At 57.4% G+C, this 26,999-nt stretch carries 23 protein-coding genes; 9 read left to right on the forward strand and 14 right to left on the reverse strand.

All coding sequences use genetic code 11. The features are described 5' to 3' along the window. Positions 1 to 26 precede the first annotated feature (26 nt). The 5 genes from IM314_RS01965 to IM314_RS01985 all read right to left on the reverse strand — a co-directional run bounded on the left by IM314_RS01965 (position 27) and on the right by IM314_RS01985 (position 4,159). Entirely contained in the window at positions 27 to 638 is a 612-nt protein-coding gene (locus IM314_RS01965) for a DsbA family protein (protein WP_048959688.1), read from the reverse strand. A gap of 6 nt (positions 639 to 644) precedes the next feature. Next, positions 645 to 2,669, reverse strand: coding sequence for a protein-disulfide reductase DsbD (locus IM314_RS01970; RefSeq protein ID WP_193358223.1), 2,025 nt, complete (start codon positions 2,667 to 2,669; stop codon positions 645 to 647). 48 nt (positions 2,670 to 2,717) lie between these two features. Next, positions 2,718 to 3,086, reverse strand: coding sequence for a hypothetical protein (locus IM314_RS01975; protein WP_193358222.1), 369 nt, complete (start codon positions 3,084 to 3,086; stop codon positions 2,718 to 2,720). 87 nt (positions 3,087 to 3,173) lie between these two features. Then, positions 3,174 to 3,734 (reverse strand): RNA polymerase sigma factor, encoded by a 561-nt coding sequence (locus IM314_RS01980; RefSeq protein ID WP_060571876.1) that lies wholly within the window; start codon positions 3,732 to 3,734, stop codon positions 3,174 to 3,176. A gap of 5 nt (positions 3,735 to 3,739) precedes the next feature. Then, the gene (locus IM314_RS01985) at positions 3,740 to 4,159 is read right to left on the reverse strand and encodes a hypothetical protein (RefSeq protein WP_047365118.1); all 420 of its coding nucleotides are present in this window, start codon (positions 4,157 to 4,159) and stop codon (positions 3,740 to 3,742) included. 374 nt (positions 4,160 to 4,533) lie between these two features. Between IM314_RS01985 and IM314_RS01990 the strand changes: the two genes are divergently transcribed. Beyond that, a complete protein-coding gene (locus IM314_RS01990; protein WP_193358221.1) occupies positions 4,534 to 6,984 on the forward strand; it encodes a P-loop NTPase fold protein in 2,451 nt (816 codons plus the stop codon). A gap of 164 nt (positions 6,985 to 7,148) precedes the next feature. Here IM314_RS01990 and IM314_RS01995 read toward each other — a convergent pair whose 3' ends face one another. The 8 genes from IM314_RS01995 to IM314_RS02030 form a co-directional block, all read right to left on the reverse strand. After that, positions 7,149 to 8,699 carry a methyl-accepting chemotaxis protein gene (locus IM314_RS01995; protein ID WP_193358220.1) on the reverse strand — a complete coding sequence of 517 codons (1,551 nt, stop codon included), beginning with the start codon at positions 8,697 to 8,699 and terminating at the stop codon, positions 7,149 to 7,151. Between the two features lie 89 nt (positions 8,700 to 8,788). Continuing rightward, positions 8,789 to 9,805 (reverse strand): LacI family DNA-binding transcriptional regulator, encoded by a 1,017-nt coding sequence (locus tag IM314_RS02000; RefSeq protein WP_047365115.1) that lies wholly within the window; start codon positions 9,803 to 9,805, stop codon positions 8,789 to 8,791. A 28-nt stretch (positions 9,806 to 9,833) separates the two neighbouring features. Continuing rightward, on the reverse strand, positions 9,834 to 11,240 hold the full coding sequence (locus IM314_RS02005; protein WP_193358219.1) for a sucrose-6-phosphate hydrolase: 1,407 nt from the start codon (positions 11,238 to 11,240) through the stop codon (positions 9,834 to 9,836). After that, entirely contained in the window at positions 11,240 to 12,610 is a 1,371-nt protein-coding gene (locus IM314_RS02010) for a sucrose-specific PTS transporter subunit IIBC (protein ID WP_028013216.1), read from the reverse strand. The genes IM314_RS02005 and IM314_RS02010 overlap by 1 nt, the downstream gene beginning before the upstream one ends. Before the next feature lie 66 nt (positions 12,611 to 12,676). Continuing rightward, positions 12,677 to 14,194: a carbohydrate porin gene (locus IM314_RS02015; RefSeq protein WP_193358218.1), complete on the reverse strand. Its 1,518-nt coding sequence runs from the start codon at positions 14,192 to 14,194 to the stop codon at positions 12,677 to 12,679. Positions 14,195 to 14,366: 172 nt separating this feature from the next. Then, positions 14,367 to 15,257 (reverse strand): aminoimidazole riboside kinase, encoded by an 891-nt coding sequence (locus IM314_RS02020; RefSeq protein WP_193358217.1) that lies wholly within the window; start codon positions 15,255 to 15,257, stop codon positions 14,367 to 14,369. 88 nt (positions 15,258 to 15,345) lie between these two features. Continuing rightward, positions 15,346 to 16,557 carry a diguanylate phosphodiesterase gene (locus IM314_RS02025; RefSeq protein WP_041909895.1) on the reverse strand — a complete coding sequence of 404 codons (1,212 nt, stop codon included), beginning with the start codon at positions 16,555 to 16,557 and terminating at the stop codon, positions 15,346 to 15,348. A 95-nt stretch (positions 16,558 to 16,652) separates the two neighbouring features. Further along, positions 16,653 to 18,134: a carboxylesterase gene (locus tag IM314_RS02030; RefSeq protein WP_193358216.1), complete on the reverse strand. Its 1,482-nt coding sequence runs from the start codon at positions 18,132 to 18,134 to the stop codon at positions 16,653 to 16,655. Positions 18,135 to 18,401: 267 nt separating this feature from the next. Here IM314_RS02030 and IM314_RS02035 point away from each other — a divergent pair, with 267 nt between their 5' ends. The 7 genes from IM314_RS02035 to IM314_RS02065 are packed head-to-tail and all read left to right on the forward strand — an operon-like array spanning position 18,402 to position 25,235. After that, positions 18,402 to 19,256, forward strand: a complete 855-nt coding sequence (locus tag IM314_RS02035; RefSeq protein ID WP_045630451.1) for a MurR/RpiR family transcriptional regulator — start codon at positions 18,402 to 18,404, stop codon at positions 19,254 to 19,256. A 12-nt stretch (positions 19,257 to 19,268) separates the two neighbouring features. Beyond that, positions 19,269 to 19,844: a D-alanyl-D-alanine dipeptidase gene (ddpX, locus tag IM314_RS02040; RefSeq protein ID WP_048959010.1), complete on the forward strand. Its 576-nt coding sequence runs from the start codon at positions 19,269 to 19,271 to the stop codon at positions 19,842 to 19,844. Between the two features lie 14 nt (positions 19,845 to 19,858). After that, on the forward strand, positions 19,859 to 21,391 hold the full coding sequence (locus IM314_RS02045) for an ABC transporter substrate-binding protein (RefSeq protein WP_193358215.1): 1,533 nt from the start codon (positions 19,859 to 19,861) through the stop codon (positions 21,389 to 21,391). Between the two features lie 23 nt (positions 21,392 to 21,414). Continuing rightward, entirely contained in the window at positions 21,415 to 22,437 is a 1,023-nt protein-coding gene (locus tag IM314_RS02050; protein ID WP_041909885.1) for an ABC transporter permease, read from the forward strand. After that, positions 22,434 to 23,327: a D,D-dipeptide ABC transporter permease gene (ddpC, locus tag IM314_RS02055; RefSeq protein ID WP_045630454.1), complete on the forward strand. Its 894-nt coding sequence runs from the start codon at positions 22,434 to 22,436 to the stop codon at positions 23,325 to 23,327. The genes IM314_RS02050 and ddpC overlap by 4 nt, the downstream gene beginning before the upstream one ends. Then, a complete protein-coding gene (locus IM314_RS02060) occupies positions 23,327 to 24,313 on the forward strand; it encodes an ABC transporter ATP-binding protein (RefSeq protein WP_193358214.1) in 987 nt (328 codons plus the stop codon). The genes ddpC and IM314_RS02060 overlap by 1 nt, the downstream gene beginning before the upstream one ends. Then, the gene (locus IM314_RS02065) at positions 24,306 to 25,235 is read left to right on the forward strand and encodes an ABC transporter ATP-binding protein (RefSeq protein ID WP_041909880.1); all 930 of its coding nucleotides are present in this window, start codon (positions 24,306 to 24,308) and stop codon (positions 25,233 to 25,235) included. The genes IM314_RS02060 and IM314_RS02065 overlap by 8 nt, the downstream gene beginning before the upstream one ends. Here IM314_RS02065 and IM314_RS02070 read toward each other — a convergent pair. Next, the gene (locus IM314_RS02070; protein WP_153655840.1) at positions 25,232 to 25,981 is read right to left on the reverse strand and encodes an SDR family NAD(P)-dependent oxidoreductase; all 750 of its coding nucleotides are present in this window, start codon (positions 25,979 to 25,981) and stop codon (positions 25,232 to 25,234) included. The two genes, IM314_RS02065 and IM314_RS02070, sit on opposite strands and share 4 nt — an antisense overlap. A 112-nt stretch (positions 25,982 to 26,093) precedes the next feature. On the opposite strand from IM314_RS02070, the gene IM314_RS02075 reads away from it, so the two are divergent. Continuing rightward, on the forward strand, positions 26,094 to 26,999 hold the full coding sequence (locus IM314_RS02075) for a LysR family transcriptional regulator (protein WP_193358213.1): 906 nt from the start codon (positions 26,094 to 26,096) through the stop codon (positions 26,997 to 26,999).

Below are 26,999 nucleotides of genomic sequence, written 5' to 3' on the forward strand. Positions count from 1 at the left end.
GTCGGGGGCATTCCGCCCCCTTCAGGTTAGCGGTTTTTCAGTGCGTCACTGACCATTTCGTCGAACTGTTCAAAAGGAACCCAGCCGGGCAGCAGCCCTTCGCCGATAAGCGTGGCGGGCGTGCCCTGAATTCCCATTTTTTCCGCGACGATCAGGCTGCGTTTGATCGACACCATGCTCTCGTCATCCGGCGCGCTGACGCTCACCCCCGCGCGCTTTTGCGCCTCCTGAATGCTGGCGTCATCGTGGTATCCCTTTTTGGCCATCAGGGTATGGTTAAATTTCATAAACTGCTCGGGATGCGCGCGCCAGACGGTTAACGCGTCGCGCGCGGCGGTCAGCGAACTTTCCGAGCGGAAAGGTAAAAACTTAAAGACCACCGCCACATCAGGATGTTTTTCGACGATCTTCTCCAGGTAAGGATCGAATTTCTTACAGTACGGGCAGTTATAGTCGGTAAACACCACCAGGGTAAGCTTTGGATTTTTCGCGCCAATACGCGGCGAATCCGGATCGTTAAACAGGAAATCAGCGATCATCTTCTGCGCGCGCTGTTCCTGGTCCGGCGTCAGCGGTTGGGCTGCCATGACCTGAGCCGAGGCCAGCAGGAGCATAAGCGTAATAAAGAATTTTTTCATAATGCATCAGCCTTTTGCGTTGTTCAGGGTGGTGACCAGGGTGCGCTTGTCCAGCAGCGGCGAGAGGATGTCCCCCTCAGGCGTGCCAGGGCCATAGACCTCATTAAAGGGAATGGCGTAGCGGTTTCGCTTCGCGAGAAACTCTGCGATCAGCGCGGAGGGCTGGCTCCAGTCTCCGCGCAGGGCCACCACGTCCGGCTGGCTCAGCGCGGCAATAACGTCCGGCTGACGCAGTACCCGGTGCTCGTTAACTTTGCAGGTCACGCACCAGTCCGCCGAGATATCCACAAACACCCGTTTCCCCTGCGCCAGCGCCTGCTCAATGGCCTCCTCGCTGAGCGGCTGCCACGGGATGGTCTGTGCGACGCTTTGCGTGGTGGCGTCAGACGGTGTGTTGAGCAACCCGCGCAGCTGATACCCGCCGAACACCGACAGCGCGATGACCACGACCAAGATTAACGGCGAGGAGGTTTGCCCCTTCTTCGCGAACAGCGCCAGCGCGATAGCGATCAGCACCAGCATCACGATCTGGCTGACCGCCTCACCGAGATGCAGGCTCAGCAGCGTGACCAGCCAGAGGCTGGAGGCCAGCATCATCAGGCCCAGGATCGTTTTGAGCGTGTTCATCCAGCGGCCGGGTTTTGGCAGCAGCATGGCCGTTTTCGGCACCAGGGCAACGAACAGCCACGGCAGGCTCATGCCCACGCCCAGCATCAGGAAGATCAGCCACAGGGCGTGCAGCGGCGCGCCAAGGGCAAAGGCAACCGCCGTGCCGAGGAACGGCGCGGAGCACGGCGTGGCAAGCAGCGTGGCGAACATCCCTTCGCAGAAGCTGCCGCCAAGCCCTGTGCCCCCTGCCGTTGCCAGCCGCCCGGCGGCAGCTGAAGGCAGCAGCATCTCAAACGCCCCTAACAGGTTCAGCGCAAAGAGGAAGGTCACGGCAACCATCAGGCCGATAAACCACGGGTTCTGGAACTGAATGCCCCACCCCAGCGACGCCCCGGTCAGCTTAAGCGCGGTCACCATCGCGGCGAGCAGCGCAAAGGAGGTGAGGATCCCGGCGCTGGTGGCCAGGAAGCGCAGCCGGATGGCGCGCCTGTCCGATCCCGCCTGCAGGATGCTGTTAAGCTTCATGCCCATTACCGGCAGCACGCAGGGCATCAGGTTCAGGATCAATCCGCCCAGCAGGGCAAAAAGTACCATTTTACCCGTTCCTTCAGGCGCGGAAGGCTCTGCGGGAGTTGCCCCAACGGTCATGGTGGTTTGCTGCGCGTTACCGCCATTGGTCAGCACAAACGACAGCCTCTTGCCTTCCAGCGAGGCGGGTTTATCGCCCCATTCGTCGGTCATGGGTACCGTCACACGAAGCGTGTTGCCGTCATGCTTAATGGCCGGCTCGCCGGGGAGAATGTCACCCTCCAGCGGGTCAAAGTAGATCCCCGGATTGTCCCACTTCCCGTCCGTCGTACCGGTAATCACCAGCTTGTCGCCGGATAGCCATGCGGAAAGATCTGCGGATACGCCTGACGTACCGGGCACGGCGCGCATCGCTTGCTCGAACTCGCTACGGAAGCCCTCATCCACCGGCTGGGTAAAATCGAGATGCAGCGGGTAGTCCGTCAGCAGGCAGACGTTGCTGCAGGTGGAGAGCGTGAGCGTTCCATTGAGCGCGTCGTTCTTCACCCCGTCGAGAACGATCGGAATCGTGACCTTATCGTGATACCCCTGCGTCGTCATGCCGGAGATATCGAAGCGCGACGGAACCGGCCAGGACCAGCTGTCCGTTACGCCGTCCGGCCAGCTGATTTTTGGCGCGACGCCGCCCTCGCCCGGCGATCGCCAGTAGGTTTTCCAGCCGGGCTTTAGCTCAACGGTGAGCAGGCCTTTAACGTGCGTTTGTTCCCTCTCCGCCTGAAAGCGGATGCGGGCGTGATCGTTTTGTGGGGAGACCAGCCAGCCGGTGTCTGCCGCATGGGCAACGCCGATGCAGGACAGCCACAGGAGGACGAATCCCCTGAAGAGGTTAACCATGTATTACTCCGTGAACAGTGAAAAATTATCGTGTGGTGACGATGATTTTCATTCACGGAAAACGCAGTTTTTAAGGTGTATTCGGGGAGGCGGTGCCTGAACGGGCTGTTCCGCGGGAGCATAGGCCCGCCCTTGCGTCAGCAGCTGTAACAGCGCGAAGAAGATAATGATAGCCGGCAGCGCGCCGTCGAAGAACAGCGGCTGGGCACAAAGAAGCGACTGGGCGCCCAGTTGGCAGGGCGATGGCCCGGACTGCTCGGTGCTGCTTTGGGTTGGGGCATCTGCACTCAGTGAAATCTGCGGATCCAGTCCCTGTAAAAAATGGTTGAGCATCACCGCACGCTGCACGAGGCAAATCGCCATCGCGAGACAGGTGACGATCAGAAGCCATTTTCCGAGGAGCTGACGGTTGCGCATAATATTCCAGAGTAGCAAGACGCCCCGATCATAAACGATAGTGATGAATCTACAAGTGCCGGAAGTGTAAGGTTTTGTCTGTCGCCGCTATTCCCCCGTCAGCGCGTCGTAGATATCCCGCAGCCGCGTGCGCAGAAACAGCACCGCCTTGTGCTTGCGGGATAGAAGCGCCTGCTCGCTGGCCCCTGTCTCCTCTGCCAGCATTTTAATGCTGTACCCGTGCAGCTCGGTCTTTTCAAACACCTCCCGCTGCGGCGGCGACAGTTCAGACAGCGCCTGCCCCAGCTCTTCCCACAGCAGCGTTTTGAGATACTCCTCCTCCGGCGTTTGCGGTACGCCGAACAGGGTTTCGGCCAGCTCGTCCTCGGGAAAACCCTCTTCGTCTTCGCCCGTAAAATAGCCGGAGAGCGGCACCTCGCGCTTTTTACGCGCCCGGTCTGTCATCTCGTTACGCGCCGCGCGGAACAGCCAGGCCGCGACGTTTTCGACCGGCTGCTCCACTTTCATCAGCTGATACGTGACTTCCTGCAAAATGTCGTCGGCATCATCGCGAACGGACGTCCGTCCGCGAATGAAGGCTTTCAGCCGGGCGCGGCAGGCGTTGAGCGCCGACATCAGCATGGATCCGCCCGCCTCCCCGGCTTTCATTTCGCTCACTCTGCTTCCGGGGTTTTGGGCGCGGCGTCATCGCGCTTATCGTCACGATGGCCGTGCCAGCCGCAGTGACCGCGACCGTGACGACCAAAGCCTTCGCGACGCTGCTGAATAAACGCCTCGCGCTGCTCGGGCGTCATGTTCATCCAGCGCTCGTGCATCCGCCGGTGCGCGCCAAACATCCCCGGGCGGAAACCTAATCCGCCAAACAGAATGCGGCTCAGCACCAGAATGCCCAGCGCCTGCCAGAATCCGATGGCCTTCACGCCGAGGATCGCCGGAAGCAAGGCATTCCACAGGGACATCACCAGCAGGCCGAGCACGATGAAAATCACCGCGCCGATGATTAAACCCTTGCCCATACGGTGGCGACCGAATCCGCGCCCGTGACCTCTGCCGTGCATTTCAAAATCTCTCATGGTGTTTACCTCGTTTACAGTAACTGATTATGGCTTGTGGTGAGGTAGACGGATGAGGGAAGGAAATATTGCTGGGGTGAATATAAAATTTTCGAGTGATACGAAATTTACGTGACGTACAAATTGTAGAACCTTGCAAAACCCGTGCAAGAAGATGGGGTCTTGTCGATGGGACCTGTTCCTTGATTTCTTCCAAAATATCATGTTCTATGACTAATGACCTTAGTCGCAGGATTAACGCAAGTGCTAGGATTCATGCGAGTTAATGCGCTAGGATACAACTATGCAAGAAGGACGGTCAGTCCACTTTTTTTTCAAATCACAGTGATTTAGTATCGTTCGCATGTTCAATGCTGCAGCAGATAAGGAATGTTATGAGCAATGCAATTGAAGATATCATAATGATATCAAGAAGACTTGATCTAGCCGATGCAAATGAAGCTGAAACACGACTCAAGGTCATCGATAAAATTCTTTTTGACGTTCTAAAATGGGAATTAGACGATGTTACTGTTGAGGAAAGAGTAAGTGAAGATGGGACTACCACATATTCAGATTATGTAGTAAGAACGGCAAGTACAGCATTCATAATAGAAGCAAAAAAAATCGGTGTGCCTTTTGCTACTCAGCAATATGACAGAAGATTGAAGTTATCAAATAACGCTCTTATTGGTCCGTTCGGTGATGCTATAGTTCAAGCAAGGGATTACTGCAGAAAACTAAGCATACAATTCGCAGTAGTAACCAATGGCGTACAATGGATAATTTTCCCAGCAAATAGAACCGATCAAGTTGCGTTTAACTCTTCCTACGCCAGAGTTTTCAATAGTTTGCAAAGTGCATTAAGGGACGACTTCACCGAGTTCTATGATCTACTATCTCGAAAAGCAGTTATAAACTCAAGTTTAGAATTGTATCTTTTAGGCAACATTGAAGATCAAATTGAAGAAAGAAGATTAAAAAATGTTATTAGAAAAAATAACACTTATGATGGGCGAAACCCTATCTATCCTTTAATTGAACAAGCTATAACAACAGCTTTTTCTGACTCTATTACCGATATTGAACCTTCTCTTTTCGAAAAATGTTATGTCAACTCACCTGATCGTATGAAATTCGACAGAAGAATTAACATGAACATATCTAAAAGCCAGCATCTTTTTAATACACAGCCGGTAAGGCCGATGCAAAAAAGAGATGCAAATGTTTTCAGAGATGCTTTATCTAAAGCTCATAAGAACTCCAACCCTTTAGCAATTGTCATTCTTGGAACTGTTGGCGCAGGAAAGACAACTTTTTTACACTATACAAGAAACATTTCTGCTGCAGCAGTATTTGAAAAGAAAAACGGGAGCCCATATCCTCATTGGATAAGAGTTGATTTTCTTGCTCATACAAACGATGAAACTTCAATAGATTTCATCTACAAAACGATGAAAGAATACATTATTGAAGACCCATATTTTTCTGATTTTAAATTATGTGTAGAGCATGCTTATAAAAAAGAAATCGATGCAATTAAAAAAGGACCAGCCTTCTTAATAGCCAATAATAAAGAGGCAATAGACAAAGTAATTACTGATAAATTACAAGAGGATTACAACAAAACAAAACCTTACATTGATAATTTATTTTCCTACGCAACACGGCACGCACCTGTATTTTTAGTTGTTGATAATGTCGACCAATTAGATCAAAAAACTCAATCACAAATATTCACTGATTGCGTCGCGTTTTCAAAAAGACTGAAAATAAATTTAGTTATTTCTTTAAGAAATTCAACATATGTTGAACATCGAAACTCTGCTGCATTCAATGCTTATGATTTTGATCCTATTTTAATCGAACCACCACAGGTTGAGGCTGTTTTATCTAAAAGATTCTTCTTGGCTAAAAATATGGCTCAAGGTCAAAGCGGAGATTTTGAAGCGGAAAACGGCATGAGGGTCCATGTAAGTAATAATGCAGATATAATTTCTCTTGTTCAAAGTTCTGTGTTAGGTACAGAAGTTGGGAGTTTACTCGAAGTGCTTGCTGCAGGTGATATTCGTAATGCTTTAAGGATGACACGAGAATTTCTTGAACATGGTTACACTAACGTCGGTAAAGCATGGCAAACCTACAAAAGCACAGGAAATTATGTACTACCACGGCACGAAGCTCTTAGAGCTATACTCTTAGGGAATCAAGCATTATATTCTGAAGACTATTCCCTTGTAGGTAATCCTTTTGATGCCAGAAAAGGTAAAACCAACTTACAGTTATTAAGATTATTCATACTCTCAGCGCTTGTTCAATATAGCAGTGAAGCTTCATTCCAATACATTGATGGTTCTGAGATGAAAAAACATTTAAGAAGCGTAGGTATTGGTGACGACATATCAATCGCAGTTTTAAAGGATTTGTGTAGGCTGCGATTTGTAAACACGGCTTCACACGATGAAGCTGCTTTTAGTTCCAGTTTCTATCCAACACGACTAGGCGGATATATTACCAGAGACCTCATCTCAAATTTCATGTTCGTAGAATCTCTAATGGTTGATACATTTATCGCAGATGATGCAAGCTGGGAAGAATTAAAAAGGCTTGAAAGGGCTATAGCTAACAGCTCAAGTGATGTTGTGAATCGTATAAAATTAAGAATTGAGAGGGCAACACTTTTCTTTGATTATATGGTTAAGCTGTATTCTCCCTTACAAGAAGAAGCAAACAGGCGCGCTTTGCCAAAGGAATGGCGAGTTAATCCACTGACAGCAGTAAGAAGTACATTTATAGAGAATTTAAATAAGGCATTAGCTTCGGCAGAAAGAAATTACGGGCGTTAAGAAAAAAGCCACACTTTCGCGTGGCGAATAGTAATTTAAATGGAGCAAGTCATACAAAGATTATTCATATGAATGCTAGTAGTAAAAAGTAAGCCTTATCTGACACATCTTCCCTGTTACATCCACCACAAAAAAAGGCCCCCTGAGGGGCCTTACACCATCTATCAAGCCTGCACCGGCAACCTAAAACTCGCAATACTCCGTGAAAGCTGCTGCGCCTGCTCCTCCAGCGAGGCAGCTGCCGCCGCGGACTGCTGCACCAGCGCGGCGTTCTGCTGGGTCACGCCATCCATCTCGGTTACCGCCTGCCCGACCTGGCCGATCCCGCGGCTCTGCTCTTCAGAGGCGACGGAGATTTGCTCCATCAGCGTATTCACCTTATTCACCGACGAAATAATCGAATCAATCACCTCGCCCGAGCGGCTCACCAGCTCCGCACCGTTTTTGACGCTTGAGACCGACTGCGCAATCAGGCTCTCGATGTCTTTAGCCGCCACCGCGCTTTTCTGCGCGAGAGTGCGCACTTCGCTGGCCACCACTGCAAAACCGCGGCCCTGCGTACCGGCGCGCGCCGCTTCAACCGCCGCGTTAAGTGCCAGAATGTTGGTCTGGAAGGCGATGCTGTTGATCACGCTGGTAATGTCTTCGATGCGCTTCGAGTTCGCCGCGATGGTGTTCATCGTTTCGATGACTTCACGGGTCACCGCTTCCCCGGTGTGGGCATTATTCACCGCGTCCTGCACCAGTTTTCCGGCCTGATAGACATTATCGGTATTGTTCGCCACCGTCGCGCTCAGCTCCTCCATGCTCGCCGCCGTCTGGGTCAACGCGGAAGCCTGCTGCTCGGTACGAGAAGCCAGATCGATATTTCCGGCGGCAATCTCCTGCGCCGCGTGCGTCACGGTATGGCTCGCATCGCGCACCTGGGCGATGGTCGCCAGCAGTGCCTGACGCATCTGCTCCATCGAACCCATCAGGTGGTCGATTTCGTTGCTTGAACTCCCCTTCACAGGCACCGGAACATCCAGCTTGCCCGCTGCAATCTGGCTGCAGTGCTCGCGCGCCAGGTTGACCGGGGCAAAGACAAAGCGCTTCATGAAGAAGCTGACTGCAACGATCACCACCACAAACAGGCTGGCAATAACGGCAATCATCACCAGGCCGGAGACGAAATTGCTGCTCGCATCCTCGTTCAGGCTTTTAGCGTATTTCTGGTGGACCGAAAGCACCTGGTCGAGCACGATTTCGTACTGACGATCGAGACGGGAAACTTCCGGGATCAGCGCGTCAAATTTGGCGACATCGTGCGCCGCAGCGGCATCGATCAGCGGCGCCAGCCCCTGGTTGCGATAGTTTTGCCAGGCGTCCTGATAGGCACTCACCATCGGTGCTTCATCCGTCAGACGCGGCGAAGCCATAAACGCCGCAAAGGCATTGTCCGCTTTGGTCAGCGCCTCTTTCACTGCGGCAAGCTTTGCAGACTCGTCCGCCGCGTTGCCCGCTTCCACCATCTTCACGTACTCCATCACGCGCACGCGCAGCGTACGGCTGTGGTTGATGGGGTCAATAATCGACAGCACCACCTGGATCTCTTTGTTTACGTTATCCAGCGAGTTATTACTTTTAATGATGAGGCCAACGCTCGTCACGGTGCTGACGATAAAGAACAAAAGCAGCGAGAACAGGACAATCAGGGACGACTTTTTCAACGACATAAACCAATACCTCAAGGAGAATTATTCCTTATGGTTATCGGCGCTTCCAAAACTTAAATTAATTAAAGTTATTGATGTATCGAACGACGCTATACCCCTGACTTATAGCGCCGCTGCAGGGTGGCATCCAGCTTGCGCTGCAATGGCTGCGGCGTCTCCCCTTCGATCAATTTGCCAATCAGATCAAAGCAGTGCCACGCCAGCTGGCGGTTGTCCTGACGAATGGTATCCACCGGGATCGTCAGTGAATCGTAGAGATAGTGATCGTCAAAGCTGGCTAATCTGATATCGCTTTGCAACAGGTTATGCTGGCCCATATAGCGCAGCACCCCTTCCAGCAGCCCGCAGGCGGCGGTGAAAAGCGCTTTTGGCGGACGCCCCAGGCGGGCGCAAAGTTCGGCAAACATCTCGTACCCGGAGCTCGGGTGGTAGTTACCGTGAATGATCCACTCGGGGCGAAGCTCCACGCCGGCCTCTCGCAGACCTTGCTTAAAACCGTCCAGACGGTCGCGCGTCGGAGACAGGCGCGGCTGGCCGCCGAGGAAGTAGAATTCATCCGGATGCTGGCGCGCAATGTCCGCTACCAGCGCCGCTGTCGGGGAAATGGAGTCGGTGATCACCAGCGGCAGCGCGCTGTCGTTCATGTGCCGGTCAAAAAGCACCACGGGCAGCTGCTCACTCAGTTTCAGGTAGTCCGCATCGGTCAGCATGCTGGAGGCCACAATCAGCCCGTCCACCTGACGCGCCACCATGTTGTTCACCACCACCGTCTCCTGCCCTGGGTTTTCATCGCTGCAGGAGATAAGCAGCTGAACGCCGGCCTCGCGGCACAGCGTCTCCAGCTCGTGAGAAAAGACGGCGAAACCGTAGTTGGTAATCTCGGGAACGACAAGACCAATGGTGTGGCTGCGGTTATCGCGCAGCGAGCGGGCGTGAATGCTGGGCTGATAGTGGTGCTCTTTTGCAATCGCCAGCACGCGCTCGCGCGTCTCTTCCGCCACGCGAAGCTCTTTGCTGCGCCCGTTCAGGACCAGGCTGGCGGTGGCTTTTGACACACCCGCCAGCTCCGCGATGTCTTTAATGGTGACGCGTTTTGTTTTTCTCACAACGACTTAGATCCGGCTGCCAAAACCCTCATTCTATCATGCAGGCGCGCAGCGACCAGTAGCGTAATGTGATGTCGGACGCACCTTCGAATCGCACCCGGGCCGGATGGTCAGGAAAATAGCGGCTGCTCATCACCCCTTCACCGTGATTGATGAAAATTTCAACGCTGGAGCAGTCGCACAGAACGCGTAAATGACGAACCTCACCCTGCCAGTAGCGGGTCAATGTTTCACCGGTTTTCAGGCTCGCGCGTTCAAGGCGTAAACCCTGCTCATCGACCGTGAGGCGCAGCGCGCCTGCGAAATCGACATTCACCTGCGATGCGCCCAGCTCAAACTCCAGGCGCGTCGCGTCCAGTTCCGGCGCCTCGCTGGCGCGCCCCTGCCAGCGCTGCTCATCTTCACGCAGCGCCGCCAGCTCGCGCGCCGGGGTCTGCCAGAGCCTGCCGTCGCGATAGCTGAGTTCGCGCGGGCAGGTCATCTGGTGCATCCAGCCGTGCGCCCGCGTCGGCTGAAGCATCTCTTCCCCGTCCGGTACGCCCATCCAGCCGATCAGAATGCGGCGTCCATCCTCCGCCAGCGTGGTTTGCGGCGCGTAAAACTCAAAGCCCGCGTCCAGCTCGTGAAGCTCGCCGTGATCGAATGCGGCGCTGGCATAGTCAAATGCCCCGCTCATCCAGGTGGCCGGATAGGTATTGAGGTAGCGATGCGGCTCGCGCGCCATCCCCTGCGGGCAGCAGATCAGGACGTGCGTTCCGTCGAGGGCGAACAGGTCCGGGCACTCCCACATATACCCCGCTTCCGTCAGGCCGTTGACGCCGTGACCAGCGATCTCCCCGCAGGACGTCCAGGCATGCAAATCGGCTGATTTAAACAGCAGCACCTTGCCGCGCTTTTGCACATCCTGCGCACCCAGCACCATGTACCACTCCCCGTCGTGCTGCCATACCTTCGGGTCACGCACGTGGCCGGTGTAGCCTTCCGGCAGTGCCAGCACCGGCCCCAGCTTCGTAAAGATTCCGTCCGGCTGCTCCACGGCGAGGCACTGCCAGGCGGTGCGGCTGCCGTCATCAAACTTAACGTTGCCGGTGTAGCACAGTGTGAGGACACCGTGGTTGTCCACGGCGCTACCGGAGTAGCAGCCGTTGCGGTCATACTCTTCGTCGGGCATAAGCGCCAGCGGCTCATGCTGCCAGTGCACCAGGTCCGCAGAGCTCCAGTGCCCCCAGCATTTAAAGCGATGCTCGCAGGCCAGCGGGTTCCACTGATAAAACAGGTGGTAGCGTCCGGCAAACCAGATAAACCCGTTCGGGTCGTTCATCAGCCCCGTCACCGGCGCGGGGTGCCACTGCGGGTAATGGCTGTCCGCCTGCGCGCGCGGCTGCCCTTTCATAACGGCCTGCAGGATCGCAGGCCAGCGGGAAAGTTGCGTCATTATTCAGAGTCCGTTTTATATTTCAGCAGCAGCGAGACGGTAAACGCCACGCCGAAGGCAATCACCATGCCGATAATATAGTTAAGGAGCGAGCTGGCCTGAACGATAGCCATGCCCGGAATAGCGGTCAGCCCGACGGCGGTCATGTAGACATGCACTGACACCACCCAGGCTCCGCCCGCTGCGCCGCCGATCAGCGCCGCGATAAACGGCTTCACGAAGCGCAGGTTGATACCAAAAATGGCCGCTTCGGTAATGCCCAGCATCGCAGAAAACGCCGACGGTAAGGTAATGGCTTTGATTTTGGCGTCTTTGGTTTTAAACCACACCGCCAGACAAGCGCCGCCCTGCGCCACGTTCGCCATGGCCCAGATCGGCAGCAGGAAGTTTACGCCAATCGACGGGTTACCCAGCAGCCCGGCTTCAATCGCGTGGAAGCTGTGGTGAATACCGGTGATCACAATCACCGAGTACAGCCCACCGAACAGCAGCCCGGCCAGCCAGCCCGCGTGTTCAATCAGCGTGCTCAGAATAAAGGAGATGCCGTCGCCCAGCGCGCGCCCTGCCGGGCCGATAATCAGCAAGGCGATGAAGCCAGAGATAACGACGGTAAGGAACGGCGTCAAAATCAGATCCAGCGCGTCCGGGATCGCGCGGCGCAGGTTTTTCTCGACGATGCTCATAAACCAGACGGCCAGCAGCACCGGGAATACCGTGCCCTGGTAGCCAATCATCGCGATCTCAAGGCCGAAGAAGTTCATGGTGTGGAAGCCGGAGGCCACGCCCCAGGCGTTGGTCAGCGCCGGGTGGGTCAGAATGCCGCCCAGCGTCGCGCCCAGATACGGGTTCCCGCCAAATTCCCGCGCCGCGGTAAAGCCGATCAGAATTGGCAGAATGATAAACGCCGCCGAGCTGCACATGTCCAGCATGATGTAGAGGGCGTTATCCGCATTGACCCAGCCGTAGGTTTTCACCATGCCGAGCAGGCCCATCAGCAGGCCGGACGCCACAATGGCGGGAATGATCGGGACAAAGATATTGGAAAGCAAACGCGCAATGCGCTGGAACGGGTTCAGCTTGCGCGCCGCGATATCCGCCGCTTCAGACTTGCTGGACTCGCTAATCCCCGCCGCCTGAATAAACGCGGCGTAGACCTTATTCACCACGCCCGTGCCGAAAATGACCTGCATCTGCCCGGCGTTATGAAAACAGCCCTTCACGCCCTCGACCTTGCCAATCGCCTGCCGATCGGCAAGCGCGTCGTCGACCAGCACCAGACGAAGACGCGTAGCGCAGTGCGCGGCGCTGGCGATATTTTCCTTGCCGCCCAGCAGCGGAATAAGCTCGCGGGCGATTTGATTAACATCCATAGATACCTCTGCCTGACTTCTTTTTATGATGTGCGAAACGCCCCCGCCAGGCGGGAGCGTGATGGGTTAAAACCAGGTTTCCATCTGGACCCCAAAGTTCCATTCCCCGCCGGCGTTGAAGCCGCTGCTGCCAAAGGCATCATCGCTGGCGTAATTATCCAGTTTGCTGCTCCAGTCCATCCAGGTGGCAAACAGGCGCAGCTCCGGGCGGCTGAAGAAATCGCCGATTTTGCTCGCTTTTAAGGTTGGCGCAAAGGTCAGCTTGTAGAAACTGCCGTTAACGGCGTTCCGGTCCTTATAGCCTTCCGGATGTAAATCCATGTACTGATAGCTTCCCTCAAACGCCAGCGCGAAGTTCTGGGTCACCTCTTTAATCAGGCGGGTGTTGAGCGTCACCCACTCATAGCTGTCGCCCTTGACGTAGCGATCTTTGCTGCTCTGCGCCAGCACGGCAGGCGCGATACTCCAGCCACCGCCAACAGGCGTGACACCGTAACTTGCGAAGCGCCAGGTATCGGCATCAGACAGCAGCGCCCCGTCGGAACCGATGCTCTTAACTTCTGCGCCCAGGCCGTGACCGTACAGCAGCGCCGTTTTGGCACTCCCTTCCCGCAGGCCGTAGAAGCTCTCGTTGTGCAGCCCCACCAGGGCATGAACGCCGTTATTGGCCGCGTCGGTTTTGATGAGATCGCCGTTAGCGTCTTTACGGTCGTCGTTATCCTTCGCCCGCAGGCCGCTCACCATTATCTGCAGCGGCCCGGCGAAGTGGTTCATGCTGAGGATGTAGTTCTGAACGTTATTGTCGGTCTGCTCCACGCTGCCGAAGTTGCGGCCGTAGATCGAGAAGTTGCTGCGCAGCGAGTCGTTCCACTTCACGTCGTAGACACCGCCGCCGGTACCGGCCAGGAATACCACGTCGGAATCCAGCCAGTGAATGTCAAAGTTGTCGCGGTCGAAGCGTTTACCCGCCCAAAAGGTGCTGCCCTTCAGCGCGCCGGTAAAATCAGGCAGGTTACCCAGCTCCGCAAAGGCCTGGCGAATATTGAGATCGCTGGTATCGGCTGACCAGTCGTTATAGGTTCGCTGACCGTCGGCCAGCATCGCCTTGAAGCGCGTGGTCGCCCCGTTATCCAGGGTTTGCTTGTGCTCCAGGTTCAGCTCGACGTAGGTGTCGGCTTCGTTACCCAGACGCCCTACCGCACCGCCGGTTTCCCCGGCTGGCGTCAGGTACGGGCCGCTTTTGCTGCTGGAGGCCGCGTCGTTCATCAGCAGGCCGGAACGGGCGTAGCCGTGGAACTCAAATCCGCTGCTCTGATCCGCTTTTTTCTCCAACGCGGTGGTACGCTGCGCCACCGCCTGGGTTGTGGTTTGCGTCTGCTGCTGGGCGGCGACCAGCTGCTGCGTTTTTTGTTCGGCTTCGGTGGCGCGTTTTTCGGCGACCTGCGCACGCGCTTCAGCAGCCTGAAGGCGCTGCTCCATCGCGGCAAGGCGCGCTTCGATACTCGTCATATCCGTCTGGGCAAAAACAGAGGTACTGCCGGCCAGCATGCCTATCATCACGGCAAGTCTGCGTTTTTTATACATTTTGTCGCATCCCTAAAAGTATTAATCGAACGTGCTAAATTGCTAAACCGGTTTAGGCTGCTGATACTAAACCTGGGAATTTTGGATCGGCAATCTTTTTTGCTAAACCGTTTTAGTAAGTGTGATCGAGGCGACAATTCAGGCCGCCGGACGGCGGCCAGTGAAGGAAGGATTACAGATCGTGCTGCCAGGGTAACGCGGTCATCGCCCCCTTTGCCGTGGTGGCTAACGCGCCACAGCGCTGGGCTAAGGCGATTGCCGGGACCAGATCCTGACCGGCGGCCAGCCCGTAGAGCAGCCCGGCGACGAAGGCATCGCCCGCGCCAGTGGTATCGACACATTGCACAGGGGTAGCCGGATAGTGTTTCACCGCGCCCTCATGCCAGGCGATAACGCCCTCTTTTCCCTGGGTGACCAGCACCAGGCGCGCCGGGCAGCGCTGCATCAGCGTGTTCAGACCTTCTCGTACATCCGCATCGCCGGTTAAAAATGCCAGTTCCTCAACGGAGAGCTTGACCACGTCGGCGCTTTGCAGGGCCTGTTCCAGGCAGCGACGCAGCGCGTTCTCATCCGGCCAGAGATCCGGGCGAATATTGGGGTCGAAGCTCACGTTACCGCCCGCCTTCCGGATGGCGTCCATCGCCTGAAAGGTCGCCGAGCGGCTCGGCTCTGCGCTTAGCGCGATGGAACAGACGTGCAGCCACTCGCCCGCGCTGAACGTCGGCAGGTCAGCGGGTTCAAGAAACAGATCGGCGCTCGGGCGCACCATGAAGGTAAACGAGCGTTCGCCGTGGTCGTCCAGATCCACCACCACCGTAGAGGTGCGGTGCGCCGGGTCAAGGCGCATATGCTTCACGTCGACCCGCTCGTCAGCGAGCGTTTTCGCCATAAAGCGCCCGAAAGGATCGTCCCCAACCCTGCCGATAAACGCGCTTTTGCCCCCCAGCCGGGCAATGCCCACCGCGACGTTTGCCGGTGCACCGCCGGGGCACTGCAGTAATTTCCCTTCGCCATCGGGCAATAAATCCACCACCGCATCGCCAAGTACCCAGATTTTTTCCATGTGACCCTCTTAGCTAAACTATGTTAAACCGTTTTAGCTATTTAAGCACAGGCAGGGAAAAGGGGAAATAACGCGGGAGGAAAATTGCCTAACGCTTCAGATGCGGCCAGCGAATATCGCCAACGCCGTTAAGCTGCGGACGGGCAAACAGGAAGCCCTGGAAGCGGCGGATCCCGGCAGATTCTAGCCAGCACCACTCCTCTATTTTCTCGATCCCTTCGGCCACCAGGGTAATTTCAAGATCGGAGCAGCAGCTGATGATGGAGCGCACAATCGCCTGCTTCGGGCCGCTGAGATGGATATCGCTGATGATTTCGCGGTCGATTTTGATTTTATCCGGCTGGAAGCGGGTCAACAGCGAAAGACCGGCATAACCCGAGCCAAAATCATCGATCGCCAGGCCTACCCCCTCACCGCGAAGCCGCTTGATGGCGCTGTTAAACTGGTTGAACCCGGAGATCATCTCGTTTTCAGTAACTTCAATGACCACCTGCTCCGGCTGAAGGCCATGCTTTTTAATCTCATCGACCAGAAATTCCACCGCGCCAGGGACATTCACCAGCGACATGGGCAGCAGGTTTACCGCGATTTTATGGCTTCCAATGCCCAGCTTTTCCGCCAGCGCGAAGGCATACGCTTTCGTCTGGAGATCGACTTCATAGATTTTCGCCGGGTCCAGGGAGCTGAAGAAATGTTCCGGGCTGCCGCCGTCATTGCTACGGATAAGCGCCTCAAGGGAGCTGATTTTCCCTTCCGAGGGCTCGACAATTGGCTGCAGCGCAAACTGGCAGGTTTGCCCGGCAATCAGGCCAAGATGTTCGCCAAAGGGTAGCGCTTCGGTCGAGAGCGTCCATTTGTCCGAGGTGTAACGCGTCCCCGACGGGGCCGGACGTTTACCGGTTATAAAGGTCTGAATAAATTTGAACACCCGATCGTCGGAGGTCAGATAGCTGTCCAGCTTGCTGTAGCGCAGCACCGACTGCAGCACCTCTTTCGGCGACTGCGTTTGCAGGTCGAACAGCAGCATCCCGACGTTTTCGAAGCGTCTGCGCGGACCATAGTCCCGCAGCAGTTCTACCACCCCGCTGTGCCGCTTGTCCTCACGGATGGTATGGAACAGTTTGACCACACTCTCTTCCGACCCTTCGAGGATCTGCAGAACCTCATTCCCATTAGCCAGGAGGACGCCGGTAATATCCAGTTTTGTGTTGCGGCCCCTGGCGCGCTCCACCAGCTCCCGCAGCTCGGTGGACGGGCGGGATAAATTCAACTGGCTTCGGTAGATCAGTGTCGTGAGCACAAAAAGGGGTTCCAATGAGAAAGAGAGGTGCCTTGAAGCTACTATGTAACATACTTAATCAATGCGACCTAACATATTCACGCCACAAGGGAACGTTACTTTTCCCCATCGCCAATCCTGCTGTCGATCCTCTCCTGCATATAGTCGTAAAACGGGTTCGAGGTGACCCGCATCAGCGCCTCTTTACCGACGCTCAATACGGACGTTTCTCCCCACAGCGCAATCGTCCCCAGGCTTATCCCGTAGCGGTTTTTCACCCCAGGTTCGCGGCCATAGAGATCGTCATCCGGCGGGAACGGCACGGCAACGTGCGACAGCGAATAGACATCCTGCGGCCAGGTCTGCACAAGCGGCACAACCGTCTCCCGCGTGCTGCCTGCTGGCGTTGTTTTCGCCACCGTCGAGAAACTGTGTACGTCCGCATTGGTAATAATCGTGACACTGTAACGTCTCTGCGCAACCGGCAGCAGCGCCGAGGTTGCCGTCCACGACGACGGTTTGAACAGCGGACGGAAGCTGGCCGCCTGATTGATATCAAACACCACCAGCTCGCTGCCGTTTGCCGGAAGCTGGTCAAACAGGCCGGTCACCACCGCGCGGGTGCTAACCGTGGAGTCCATTACCGACTGGAATGCAAGTACCGGGGGCAAATTCACCAGCCTGTTCTCCCGCGCCTCACGGCCAATCTGCTCCTGCAGGGCCTTCGTCAGCAGCCACGACTGGCGGGCGGCGTTCACCGGGAACGAGTTGTATTTATACGGGTTATATTCCGGAGAGATATTAAGCCACGCCGCTTTGGCAAACGCCGGCAGCAGCGCTGGTAGCCCTGCAAAACCGGCAAAACGCGCAAAGGCCGTTACGCCGATCATTGGTGAGAGCAGGATTACCTGCTGCGGTCGACGAAGCGCAGAGGAATCCAGCGCATCGAGAGCATATTTCATCGCCAGCGCCCCGCCGTTGGAGTACCCCACCAGATGCAGCGGCACGTTATTCCCCGTCAGGCGCGTGGCTTCCCGCACGGCAAGACGCGTCGCCGCGAGCCACATCTCCCAGTCAACGTCGGTTAGCGCGCCGGGCGCGGTGCCGTGTCCGGGCAGGCGCGGAACCACGGCCACGAAACCATGCTGTTGATAATTTTCGGCAAGGTGCCTGACGCTGTAAGGCGAGTCAGTCAGTCCGTGCAGCAATACCACCGCGCCACGAGGTTTTCCTGCTGGCATCAGCACAAACGAACGGTTGGCATCGGGCGTGAACTGTCCCGGCCAAACCAGGCTCTGGCGATAATAGCGGTTTAGCGGCGTTTGTTCCTCGCCCGCTGTTTTCGCCGTCACCGCCCTATCAAGCTCGGCGAAAATGGCGTTTTCCCGGGCAACATACCCGGCAAAGTTGGTGTTATCGAGTTCACGCACGGACATCTCGTTCGCCCGCCAGGTGTGCCAGAGGTGCAGGTCCGGCCCCTGCTGCGAGAGATAGACCCGCACCGCCAACAGGACGACCAGGACGATCCCCACGACCATCCCTGTTTTCTTTGCAAGCGCCGTCAGGCGCACGCTGATTCGCCAGGGCAAATTCGCCATGCCGGGATCCCTTTTGTGTTCACTGTCCTTTTATCTTATCAAAAATGTGAACGGACTGACGTATTCATCAAATTCATACCTGCCGCGTCAGCCGCTGCACCAAAAGTGAACTACGCTGCACAAATGTTGATCATTGGTTAACTAAATATTGCGTGAAATTAACAGCACGGCGGGTTTTTTACCTCACCGTGAACATGGCACGCGTCGTGCATTGTTAACCCGGTAACACAAATCCAGCTTTTGACAGCCAGTTAACAGCGAGGCGGTATGACGACGAAACCCGAGATGTTGAGCCGTATCGAAGCGACGTTCAGCCAGCTCACTCCCAGCGAAAAGCGGGTCGGGAGCTGGCTGCTGGCGCACGCCGCACAAATCCCGTTTGAAACCGCGGAAAGCGTCGGTCTGGCGAGCGGGACCAGCGGGATCACCGTCGGACGCTTCCTGCGCAAGCTGGGGTATCGCAACCTGGAAGATGTCAAAAAGAGCCTGCGCGATCCGTATCAGCCCTGGGGCATGAACGAGCGGCTGGACTCCTGGCAGCAGCAGCGTCCCCTGCCCAACCGCCTTCAGCATGCCCTCTCGCTGGAGGTGGACGCCATTACGCAGGTGTATCAGCTGGCGCAAACGGACGCCTTCCGTCAGGTGGTGCACAACCTGGCCCACGCCGACGCGGTGTTTGTGCTGGGGATCCAATCCACGCGCGGGATCGCCAACGCCTTCTTCAGCCATCTCGAGTACCTTCGCCCGCGCGTGAGCTATTCCGAAGGCGCGTCCGGCAGCTGGGTGGAATCCCTCAACTCCGGGTTTTCGCACCCTTACGTTGTGCTGACCGATACGCGAACCTACTCCACGATGGCCCGCCAGTACTGCCGCGTGGCGAGCGAAAAAGGGATCCCGCTGGCCTTAATCACCGACATCTGGTGCCCGTGGGCGCGGGATTACCCGATGGATTTACTGCAGGTGAAAACCGATACCGGTCATTTCTGGGATTCGCTTGCCCCCGTGAGCTGTCTGTTCAACCTACTGCTGTCGGGCGTGGTGGAAGCGCTGGGCGATGCGCTCCCGGCGCGCCTGGCGGTAAACCGACAATTACAACAAGAGTTTGGTCAATTCGAACGCTAAAGGAGCGGAGCTATGCCCGATGAGAGTGAACTGATTGACGTGGCGAAGACGTTTCCCACGCTGCATATCGATCTGAAGTACGCCACCGCCGACAACATCACCGGCAGGCCGATCTATCAGGAGGCGCTGTGCCTGCTGCATACCGACGCCGCCACCGCGCTGGCAAAAGCCATCAGCATTGCCGCCCTGGCCGGGCTGAAGCTGGTGGTGTACGACGCATACCGGCCGCAGCAGGCGCAGGCCCAGCTGTGGGACGCCTGCCCGAACCCGGAGTATGTGGTCGACGTGGCAATTGGCTCCAATCACAGCCGCGGTACGGCCATCGACGTCACGCTGATGGACGAGCATAACAGCGTGCTGGATATGGGCGCCGGTTTTGACGAAATGCATGACCGTTCGCATCCCTATCACCCCTCCGTACCCCCGCACGCCCAGCGCAACCGTCTGCTGCTGAACGCCATCATGTTCGGCGGCGGTTTTGTGGGGATTAGCAGCGAATGGTGGCACTTCGAACTGCCGAACGCCGCCAGCTACCCGCTGCTTGAAGACCGTTTTGCCTGTTTTCCCCTGACGCACACCTCTCTTTAACCTGGAGCACTGCCATGAAAACATCGCTTCTCACGACCCTGATTGCCGCCACGCTGGCGTTGAGCGCCCCGCTGGCGCTGGCCGCCGTCCCGAAAGACATGCTGGCGATCGGTAAAGCCGCCGACCCGCAAACGCTCGACCCTGCCATCACCATCGATAACAACGACTGGACCGTCACCTATCCGTCCTACCAGCGTCTGGTCAAGTACAAGCCCGGCTCTACCGAGGTGGAGGGCGATCTGTCGACGGGCTGGAAGGCGTCCGACGACCAGAAAGAGTGGACCTTTACCCTGGCGGATAACGCCAAATTCTCCGACGGCACGCCGGTCACCTCCGAAGCGGTCAAGCTCTCCTTTGAGCGCCTGCTGAAGCTCGGCCAGGGGCCGTCTGAAGCCTTCCCGAAAGATCTGAAAATTGATGCCGTCGATGACCACACGGTGAAATTCATCCTCAGCCAGCCGTTCGCGCCTTTCCTCTACACGCTGGCAAACGACGGGGCGTCCATCATTAACCCGGCGGTGCTGAAGGCCAATGCCGCGGACGACGCGCGCGGTTTTCTGGCGCAAAACACCGCCGGTTCCGGGCCGTTTATGCTGAAGAGCTGGCAGAAAGGTCAGCAGCTGATCCTGGTGCCGAACCCTCACTGGCCGGGCGACAAGCCGCACTTTAAGCGCGTCTCGGTGAAAATTATCGGCGAGAGCGCTTCGCGCCGACTGCAGCTTTCCCGCGGTGACCTGGACATTGCCGACTCTCTGCCGGTCGATCAGCTGGCGGCCCTGAAGCAGGAAGGCAAAGTCGCCGTCGCGGAATACCCCTCCCTGCGCGTGACCTATCTCTATCTCAACAACAGCAAAGCGCCGCTCAATCAGGTGGATTTACGCCGGGCCATCTCCTGGGCGACGGACTATCAGGGAATGGTAAAAGGCATTCTGAGCGGCAACGGCAAGCAGATGCGCGGCCCGATCCCGGAAGGCATGTGGGGCTTTGACGCCGCGGCAATGCAGTACAGCTTCGACGAGGCCAAAGCCAAAGCGGCGCTGGAGAAGGTCAAAGACAAACCCGCCAGCCTGACCTTCCTTTACTCGGACAACGATCCGAACTGGGAGCCTATCGCCCTCTCCACTCAGGCGAGCCTCGGCAAGATCGGCATTAACGTCAAGCTGGAAAAACTGGCCAATGCCACCATGCGCGACCGCGTCGGCAAAGGCGATTACGACATTGCCATCGGCAACTGGAGCCCGGACTTTGCCGACCCGTACATGTTCATGAACTACTGGTTCGAATCGGACAAAAAAGGGCTGCCGGGCAACCGCTCGTTCTATGAGAACAAAGAGGTGGATTCGCTGCTGCAGGCCGCGCTGAAAACCACTGACCAGGCGGAACGCACCAAAGATTACCAGCAGGCGCAAAAGGTGGTGATTGACGAAGCGGCCTACGTCTATCTGTTCCAGAAGAACTACCAGCTGGCGATGAACAAAGAGGTCAAAGGCTTCACCTTTAATCCTATGCTCGAGCAGGTGTTCAACATCGCCACCATGAGTAAATAACGGTTCTCGCCGGGGGAAAGCGTATGACGTTCTGGAGCATCGTGCGCCAGCGCTGCTGGGGGTTACTCCTGGTGGTGGCCGGTGTCTGTATTATTACCTTTATTATTTCACACATGATCCCCGGCGACCCGGCGCGTCTGCTGGCGGGCGATCGCGCCAGCGACGAAATCGTGCAGAACATTCGCCAGCAGCTGGGGCTGGATCGGCCGCTGTATGTGCAGTTTGGCCGCTACGTGGACGCCCTGGCCCACGGTGATTTAGGCACCTCCATCCGTACCGGACGCCCGGTTGCGGAAGACCTGAAGGCCTTTTTCCCCGCCACGCTGGAGCTGGCCTTTTGTTCTTTGCTGCTGGCGCTGGTTATCGGCGTGCCGCTGGGGATCTTGTCGGCGGTGTACCGCAACCGCTGGCTGGATCACCTGGTGCGTTTAATGGCGATGACCGGGATTTCCACGCCTGCATTCTGGCTTGGGCTGGGCGTGATTGTCCTGTTCTACGGGCATCTGCAGATTCTGCCGGGCGGCGGCAGGCTGGACGACTGGCTCGATCCGCCGACGCACGTCACCGGGTTTTATCTGCTGGACGCCCTGCTGGAAGGCAACGGTGAGGTCTTTTTCAACGCGCTGCAGCACCTGATTTTACCCTCGCTGACGCTGGCGTTTGTTCACCTGGGCATCGTGGCGCGCCAGGTGCGCTCGGCGATGCTGGAGCAGCTTAGCGAGGACTACATCCGCACCGCACGCGCCAGCGGGCTGCCCGGCTGGTACATCGTCCTGCGCTACGCCCTGCCGAATGCGATGATCCCGTCCATTACCGTGCTCGGACTGGCGCTGGGCGACCTGCTTTACGGCGCCGTCCTGACCGAAACCGTCTTTGCCTGGCCGGGTATGGGCGCCTGGGTGGTGACGTCCATTCAGGCGCTGGACTTCCCGGCGGTGATGGGCTTTGCCGTCGTCGTTTCGCTGGCCTACGTGCTGGTTAATCTGGTGGTCGATCTGCTTTACCTGTGGATTGACCCGCGAATCGGGCGCGGAGGTGCCGAATGATGTTAACGCAGGAAACACCCGTCCCGGTGAAAACCGCCAGACAACGCATCAACTGGGCAAAGCTGTTCTGGATGCTGCGCCAAAGCCCGCTCACGATTGTCGGCGGCGTCATTATGATCGCGATGCTTTTGCTGATGGTGACCTCGCCGTGGATAGTGCCGCATGACCCGAACGCGCTGGATCTCACCGCCCGCCTGCAGGCACCTTCTGCGCAACACTGGTTTGGCACCGATGAGGTGGGACGCGACCTGTTCAGCCGCGTGCTGACGGGCAGCCAGCAGTCGATTACCGCCGGGCTGGCGGTGGTGGTGATTGCGGGCGGCATTGGCTCGCTCCTGGGCTGTTTTTCCGGCGTACTGGGCGGGCGCGGCGACGCCGTCATCATGCGGGTGATGGACATTATGCTCTCCATTCCTTCTCTGGTGCTGACCATGGCGCTGGCCGCCGCGCTCGGTCCGAGCCTGTTTAACGCCATGCTGGCGATTGCGATTGTCCGCATACCGTTCTACGTGCGGCTGGCGCGCGGGCAAACCCTGGTGGTGCGTCAGTTCACCTACGTTCAGGCCGCCCGCACCTTTGGCGCCTCCCGCTGGCATTTGATCCGCTGGCACATCCTGCGCAACGCCCTGCCGCCGCTGATCGTGCAGGCATCGCTGGATATTGGCAGCGCCATTCTGATGGCCGCCACGCTGGGGTTTATTGGCCTGGGCGCGCAGCAGCCCACCGCCGAATGGGGCGCGATGGTGGCCGTGGGCCGTAACTACGTCCTGGACCAGTGGTGGTACTGCGCCTTTCCAGGTGCGGCGATTTTGATTACCGCCGTGGGCTTTAATCTGTTTGGCGACGGTATCCGCGATCTGCTGGATCCGAAGTCAGGAGGCAAACAGTAATGACCGAACCGGTACTCAATATTGAAGACCTGCATCTGAGCTTCCCGGTTTTTCGCGGGGAGGTCCACGCCCTGAACCACGTTTCGCTTGAGATCGGCAGGGGCGAAATTGTCGGCGTGGTGGGCGAATCAGGGTCGGGCAAATCCGTTACCGCCATGCTCGCCATGCGGCTGCTGCCGGAAGGCAGCTACCGTATTCATCACGGTCAGGTGAGATTACTCGGTGAAAACGTCCTGACGGCATCCGAGAAACAGCTTCGCCAGTGGCGCGGTGCTAAAGTGGCGATGATTTTTCAGGAGCCCATGACCGCCCTCAACCCGACGCGGCGGATTGGCAAACAGATGGTGGAGGTGATCCGCCAGCATCAGCCGCTTTCCCGGCGCGAGGCGCAGCAGAAGGCGATCGCCCTGTTGGAAGAGATGCAAATTCCGGACGCGAAGGAGGTCATGGCGCGTTATCCGTTTGAACTCTCCGGCGGCATGCGCCAGCGGGTGATGATCGCCCTTGCCTTCTCCTGCGAGCCGGAGCTGATCATCGCCGACGAGCCGACCACCGCGCTGGACGTGACCGTCCAGCTCCAGGTGCTGCGTTTACTGAAGCATAAGGCGAAGGCCAGCGGCACCTCGGTGCTGTTTATCAGCCATGATATGGCCGTAGTGTCCCAGCTCTGCGACAGAATGTACGTAATGTATGCGGGCAGCGTGATAGAGAGCGGTGCCACGCAAACGCTGATCCACCGCCCTGTGCATCCCTATTCTATCGGCCTGCTGCGGTGCGCGCCGGAAAACGGCCAGCCGCGCGATCTGCTGCCCGCCATTCCCGGAACGGTGCCCAACCTCAGCCAGCCTCCGCAGGGGTGCGCTTTCCGCGAGCGCTGCTTTACCGCGGGGGCAAAATGCAGCGAAACGCCGCGCCTGCAGCCGCATGGCGCAGAGGGCCAACTGGCTGCCTGCTGGTATCCACAACGGGAGAAACACCATGTCTGATGTACTGCTGGAACTGGATAGCGTGCACGTGAACTTTGCGGCGCGCAAAAACTGGCTGGGCCGCGTGACGGAACGGGTCCATGCGCTCAACGGGCTGGATCTCCAGATCCGTCGGGGCGAAACGCTGGGCGTTGTCGGGGAATCCGGCTGTGGGAAAAGCACGCTGGCGCAGCTGCTGATGGGGATGCTTAAACCCAGCGCCGGCGCATGCCAGCGTGCCCACCATGCCGGTGGCATGCAGATGGTGTTTCAGGATCCGCTCTCCTCGCTCGACCCTCGATTGCCGGTCTGGCGCATCATTACCGAGCCGGTGTGGGTGCAAAAACGCAGCAGCGAGCGCGAGCGCCGTCAGCTGGCGGCGGATCTGGCGCTGCAGGTGGGCATTCGCCCGGAATATCTCGACCGCCTTCCACACGCCTTCTCCGGCGGGCAGCGCCAGCGCATTGCCATCGCCCGGGCGCTTTCGTCCGACCCGGATATCATCGTGCTCGATGAACCCACCAGCGCGCTGGATATCTCCGTGCAGGCGCAAATCCTCAACCTGCTGGTAACGCTACAGCAGCAGCGTAATCTGACCTACGTACTGATCTCGCATAACGTCTCGGTGGTCAGACACATGAGTGACCGCGTGGCGGTGATGTATCTCGGACAGATTGTGGAGCTGGGCAGCGCCGCGCAGGTACTTGGCGAGCCGCGCCACCCCTATACCCGCCTGCTGCTCGATTCGGTTCCCCGCACCGGAGAGCCGCTGGATGAAACGCTGGCGTTACGCAAAACGGAGCTTCCCGGCAACCGTCACCTGCCCGAAGGCTGTTTTTTCCGCGACCGCTGCCCGATGGCCGCGCAGGGGTGCGAACGTCCTCAGCCGCTACAGCCCTCTCGCGAGGGCCGTCACGTTCGCTGCTGGCGCAGCCTGGGTTAAATTTGCGCCATCCCGCCGTCCACAAACAGCTCGGTGGCGTTGATAAAGCTGGCCGCGTCGGAGGCCAGAAACGCCACCGCTTTACCCACCTCGCCCGGCGCACCTAAACGTCCGAGCGGCACCTGCGCGGCCAGCGCGTCGTACAGCCCCTGACGATGTTCTTCCGGCACCAGATCGCCGAGACCAGGGGTTTTGATCGGACCCGGGCTCACCACGTTGACGCGGATCCCACGGCCCTGCAAATCCAGCGCCCAGGAGCGGGCAAAGTTGCGCACGGCGGCCTTGCTGGCGCTGTAGACGCTAAAGTTTGCCGTCCCCTTAACCGACACCGTCGAGCCGGTCAGAATGATCGACGAGCCTGTTGATAACAGCGGCAGCGCCTTCTGCACCGTGAACAGCACCCCGCGGACGTTGGTGCCGAAAATCCGGTCAAACTGCTCTTCGGTTATCGCGCCCAGCGGCAGCATATCGCCGCCACCCGCATTGGCGAACAGAATATCGAGACGGCCTTCTTCTTTTGCTATCCGGGCATAAACCGCATCCAGATCGGCAAGCTTAGAGACGTCCGCGCGAATGCCCACTGCGTCAGAAGCAATCTCTTCTACCGCGGCGTCAAGTTCGGCCTGACGACGCCCGGTGATGTACACCTTCGCGCCCTGTGCCGCCAGCTCCTGCGCCGTGGCAAGACCAATACCGGTGCTGCCGCCGGTGACCAGTGCAATTTTTCCTGAGAGAGTCGTGTTCATGTCATTTACCTTTTTGTGTTTGCGTTGGACAGACTTTATCCCTTGCGGCATTTATGAAAAATGGGCAAAAATGAAAATGACTATTCACCTATGGAAATAATCAGAGGTCATCATGGATCAGCTAATGGCGATGCGCGCCTTCACGCGGGTGGTGGAATCCGGCAATTTTACCCGCGCGGCGGACTCGCTGAATATGCCGATCGCCACGCTGAGCAAACTGGTTAAATCCCTTGAGGCGCACCTGGCGATACGTCTCCTTCACCGGACGACTCGTCGGGTGGTCACGACGCCTGAAGGGCTGGAATACTATGAAAAAGCGCGCCGGGTGCTGATTGATATCGAAGATATCGACACCTCGTTTCGCGTTTCCCGCGCGACGCCCAAGGGACATTTGCGGGTTGACGTGGGCGGTTCCACCGCACGGGACGTGCTCATCCCCCTGCTGCCGGATTTTATGCAGCGCTACCCGGATATCCGTATCGATCTTGGCGTGGCCGATCGTCCGGTCGATCTTATCAGCGGTAACGTAGACTGCGTGATCCGCGGCGGCCCGCTGAACGATTCAACACTTATCGCACGTCATCTCGGTGACGCTCAGATGGTCACCTGCGCGACGCCGGGTTACCTTAAAAACCACGGCGTTCCGGCCTATCCGCAGGAGCTGCGCAACGGCCACAAGCTTGTTAGTTATCTCTCTCCCGTCACCGGGCGGCCGTTTCCGTTTCGCTTCCTGCAGAACGGCGAGGCGCTGGAAATCACTCTTCCGCACTATCTCGGCGTCAATGAAAGTAACGCTCATCTGGCGGCAGCCGCGGCGGGTCTGGGGATCGTTCAAACCTTTGAGTATTCAGCAAAGACCTATTTGCAGGCGGGAGCGCTGGTGGCGATTCTGGGTGACTGGCAGCCTGCCGCGTACCCGTTTCACGTGGTCTACCCGCAGAACCGGCATTTGACGCACAGACTGAAGGTGTTTATCGCCTGGCTGGCGGAGGTATTCCCCGCCGCGCTGAAAGGATAG

This window comes from Enterobacter cloacae complex sp. P42RS (assembly GCF_014930595.1).
Taxonomy (GTDB): Bacteria; Pseudomonadota; Gammaproteobacteria; order Enterobacterales; family Enterobacteriaceae; genus Enterobacter; species Enterobacter bugandensis.

Excerpts from the sequence above, each read along its gene's own strand:
- IM314_RS02070 (WP_153655840.1), bottom strand. The coding sequence starts at position 25,981 with ATGAACACGACTCTCTCAGGAAAAATTGCACTGGTCACCGGCGGCAGC.
- IM314_RS01970 (WP_193358223.1), bottom strand. The coding sequence starts at position 2,669 with ATGGTTAACCTCTTCAGGGGATTCGTCCTCCTGTGGCTGTCCTGCATC.
- IM314_RS02050 (WP_041909885.1), top strand. The coding sequence starts at position 21,415 with ATGACGTTCTGGAGCATCGTGCGCCAGCGCTGCTGGGGGTTACTCCTG.
- IM314_RS02030 (WP_193358216.1), bottom strand. The coding sequence starts at position 18,134 with ATGGCGAATTTGCCCTGGCGAATCAGCGTGCGCCTGACGGCGCTTGCA.
- IM314_RS01985 (WP_047365118.1), bottom strand. The coding sequence starts at position 4,159 with ATGAGAGATTTTGAAATGCACGGCAGAGGTCACGGGCGCGGATTCGGT.
- IM314_RS02020 (WP_193358217.1), bottom strand. The coding sequence starts at position 15,257 with ATGGAAAAAATCTGGGTACTTGGCGATGCGGTGGTGGATTTATTGCCC.
- IM314_RS02075 (WP_193358213.1), top strand. The coding sequence starts at position 26,094 with ATGGATCAGCTAATGGCGATGCGCGCCTTCACGCGGGTGGTGGAATCC.
- IM314_RS01995 (WP_193358220.1), bottom strand. The coding sequence starts at position 8,699 with ATGTCGTTGAAAAAGTCGTCCCTGATTGTCCTGTTCTCGCTGCTTTTG.
- IM314_RS01975 (WP_193358222.1), bottom strand. The coding sequence starts at position 3,086 with ATGCGCAACCGTCAGCTCCTCGGAAAATGGCTTCTGATCGTCACCTGT.
- IM314_RS02045 (WP_193358215.1), top strand. The coding sequence starts at position 19,859 with ATGAAAACATCGCTTCTCACGACCCTGATTGCCGCCACGCTGGCGTTG.
- ddpC (WP_045630454.1), top strand. The coding sequence starts at position 22,434 with ATGATGTTAACGCAGGAAACACCCGTCCCGGTGAAAACCGCCAGACAA.
- IM314_RS02035 (WP_045630451.1), top strand. The coding sequence starts at position 18,402 with ATGACGACGAAACCCGAGATGTTGAGCCGTATCGAAGCGACGTTCAGC.
- IM314_RS02010 (WP_028013216.1), bottom strand. The coding sequence starts at position 12,610 with ATGGATGTTAATCAAATCGCCCGCGAGCTTATTCCGCTGCTGGGCGGC.
- IM314_RS02065 (WP_041909880.1), top strand. The coding sequence starts at position 24,306 with ATGTCTGATGTACTGCTGGAACTGGATAGCGTGCACGTGAACTTTGCG.
- IM314_RS02015 (WP_193358218.1), bottom strand. The coding sequence starts at position 14,194 with ATGTATAAAAAACGCAGACTTGCCGTGATGATAGGCATGCTGGCCGGC.
- IM314_RS01965 (WP_048959688.1), bottom strand. The coding sequence starts at position 638 with ATGAAAAAATTCTTTATTACGCTTATGCTCCTGCTGGCCTCGGCTCAG.
- ddpX (WP_048959010.1), top strand. The coding sequence starts at position 19,269 with ATGCCCGATGAGAGTGAACTGATTGACGTGGCGAAGACGTTTCCCACG.
- IM314_RS01990 (WP_193358221.1), top strand. The coding sequence starts at position 4,534 with ATGAGCAATGCAATTGAAGATATCATAATGATATCAAGAAGACTTGAT.
- IM314_RS02060 (WP_193358214.1), top strand. The coding sequence starts at position 23,327 with ATGACCGAACCGGTACTCAATATTGAAGACCTGCATCTGAGCTTCCCG.
- IM314_RS02005 (WP_193358219.1), bottom strand. The coding sequence starts at position 11,240 with ATGACGCAACTTTCCCGCTGGCCTGCGATCCTGCAGGCCGTTATGAAA.
- IM314_RS01980 (WP_060571876.1), bottom strand. The coding sequence starts at position 3,734 with ATGAAAGCCGGGGAGGCGGGCGGATCCATGCTGATGTCGGCGCTCAAC.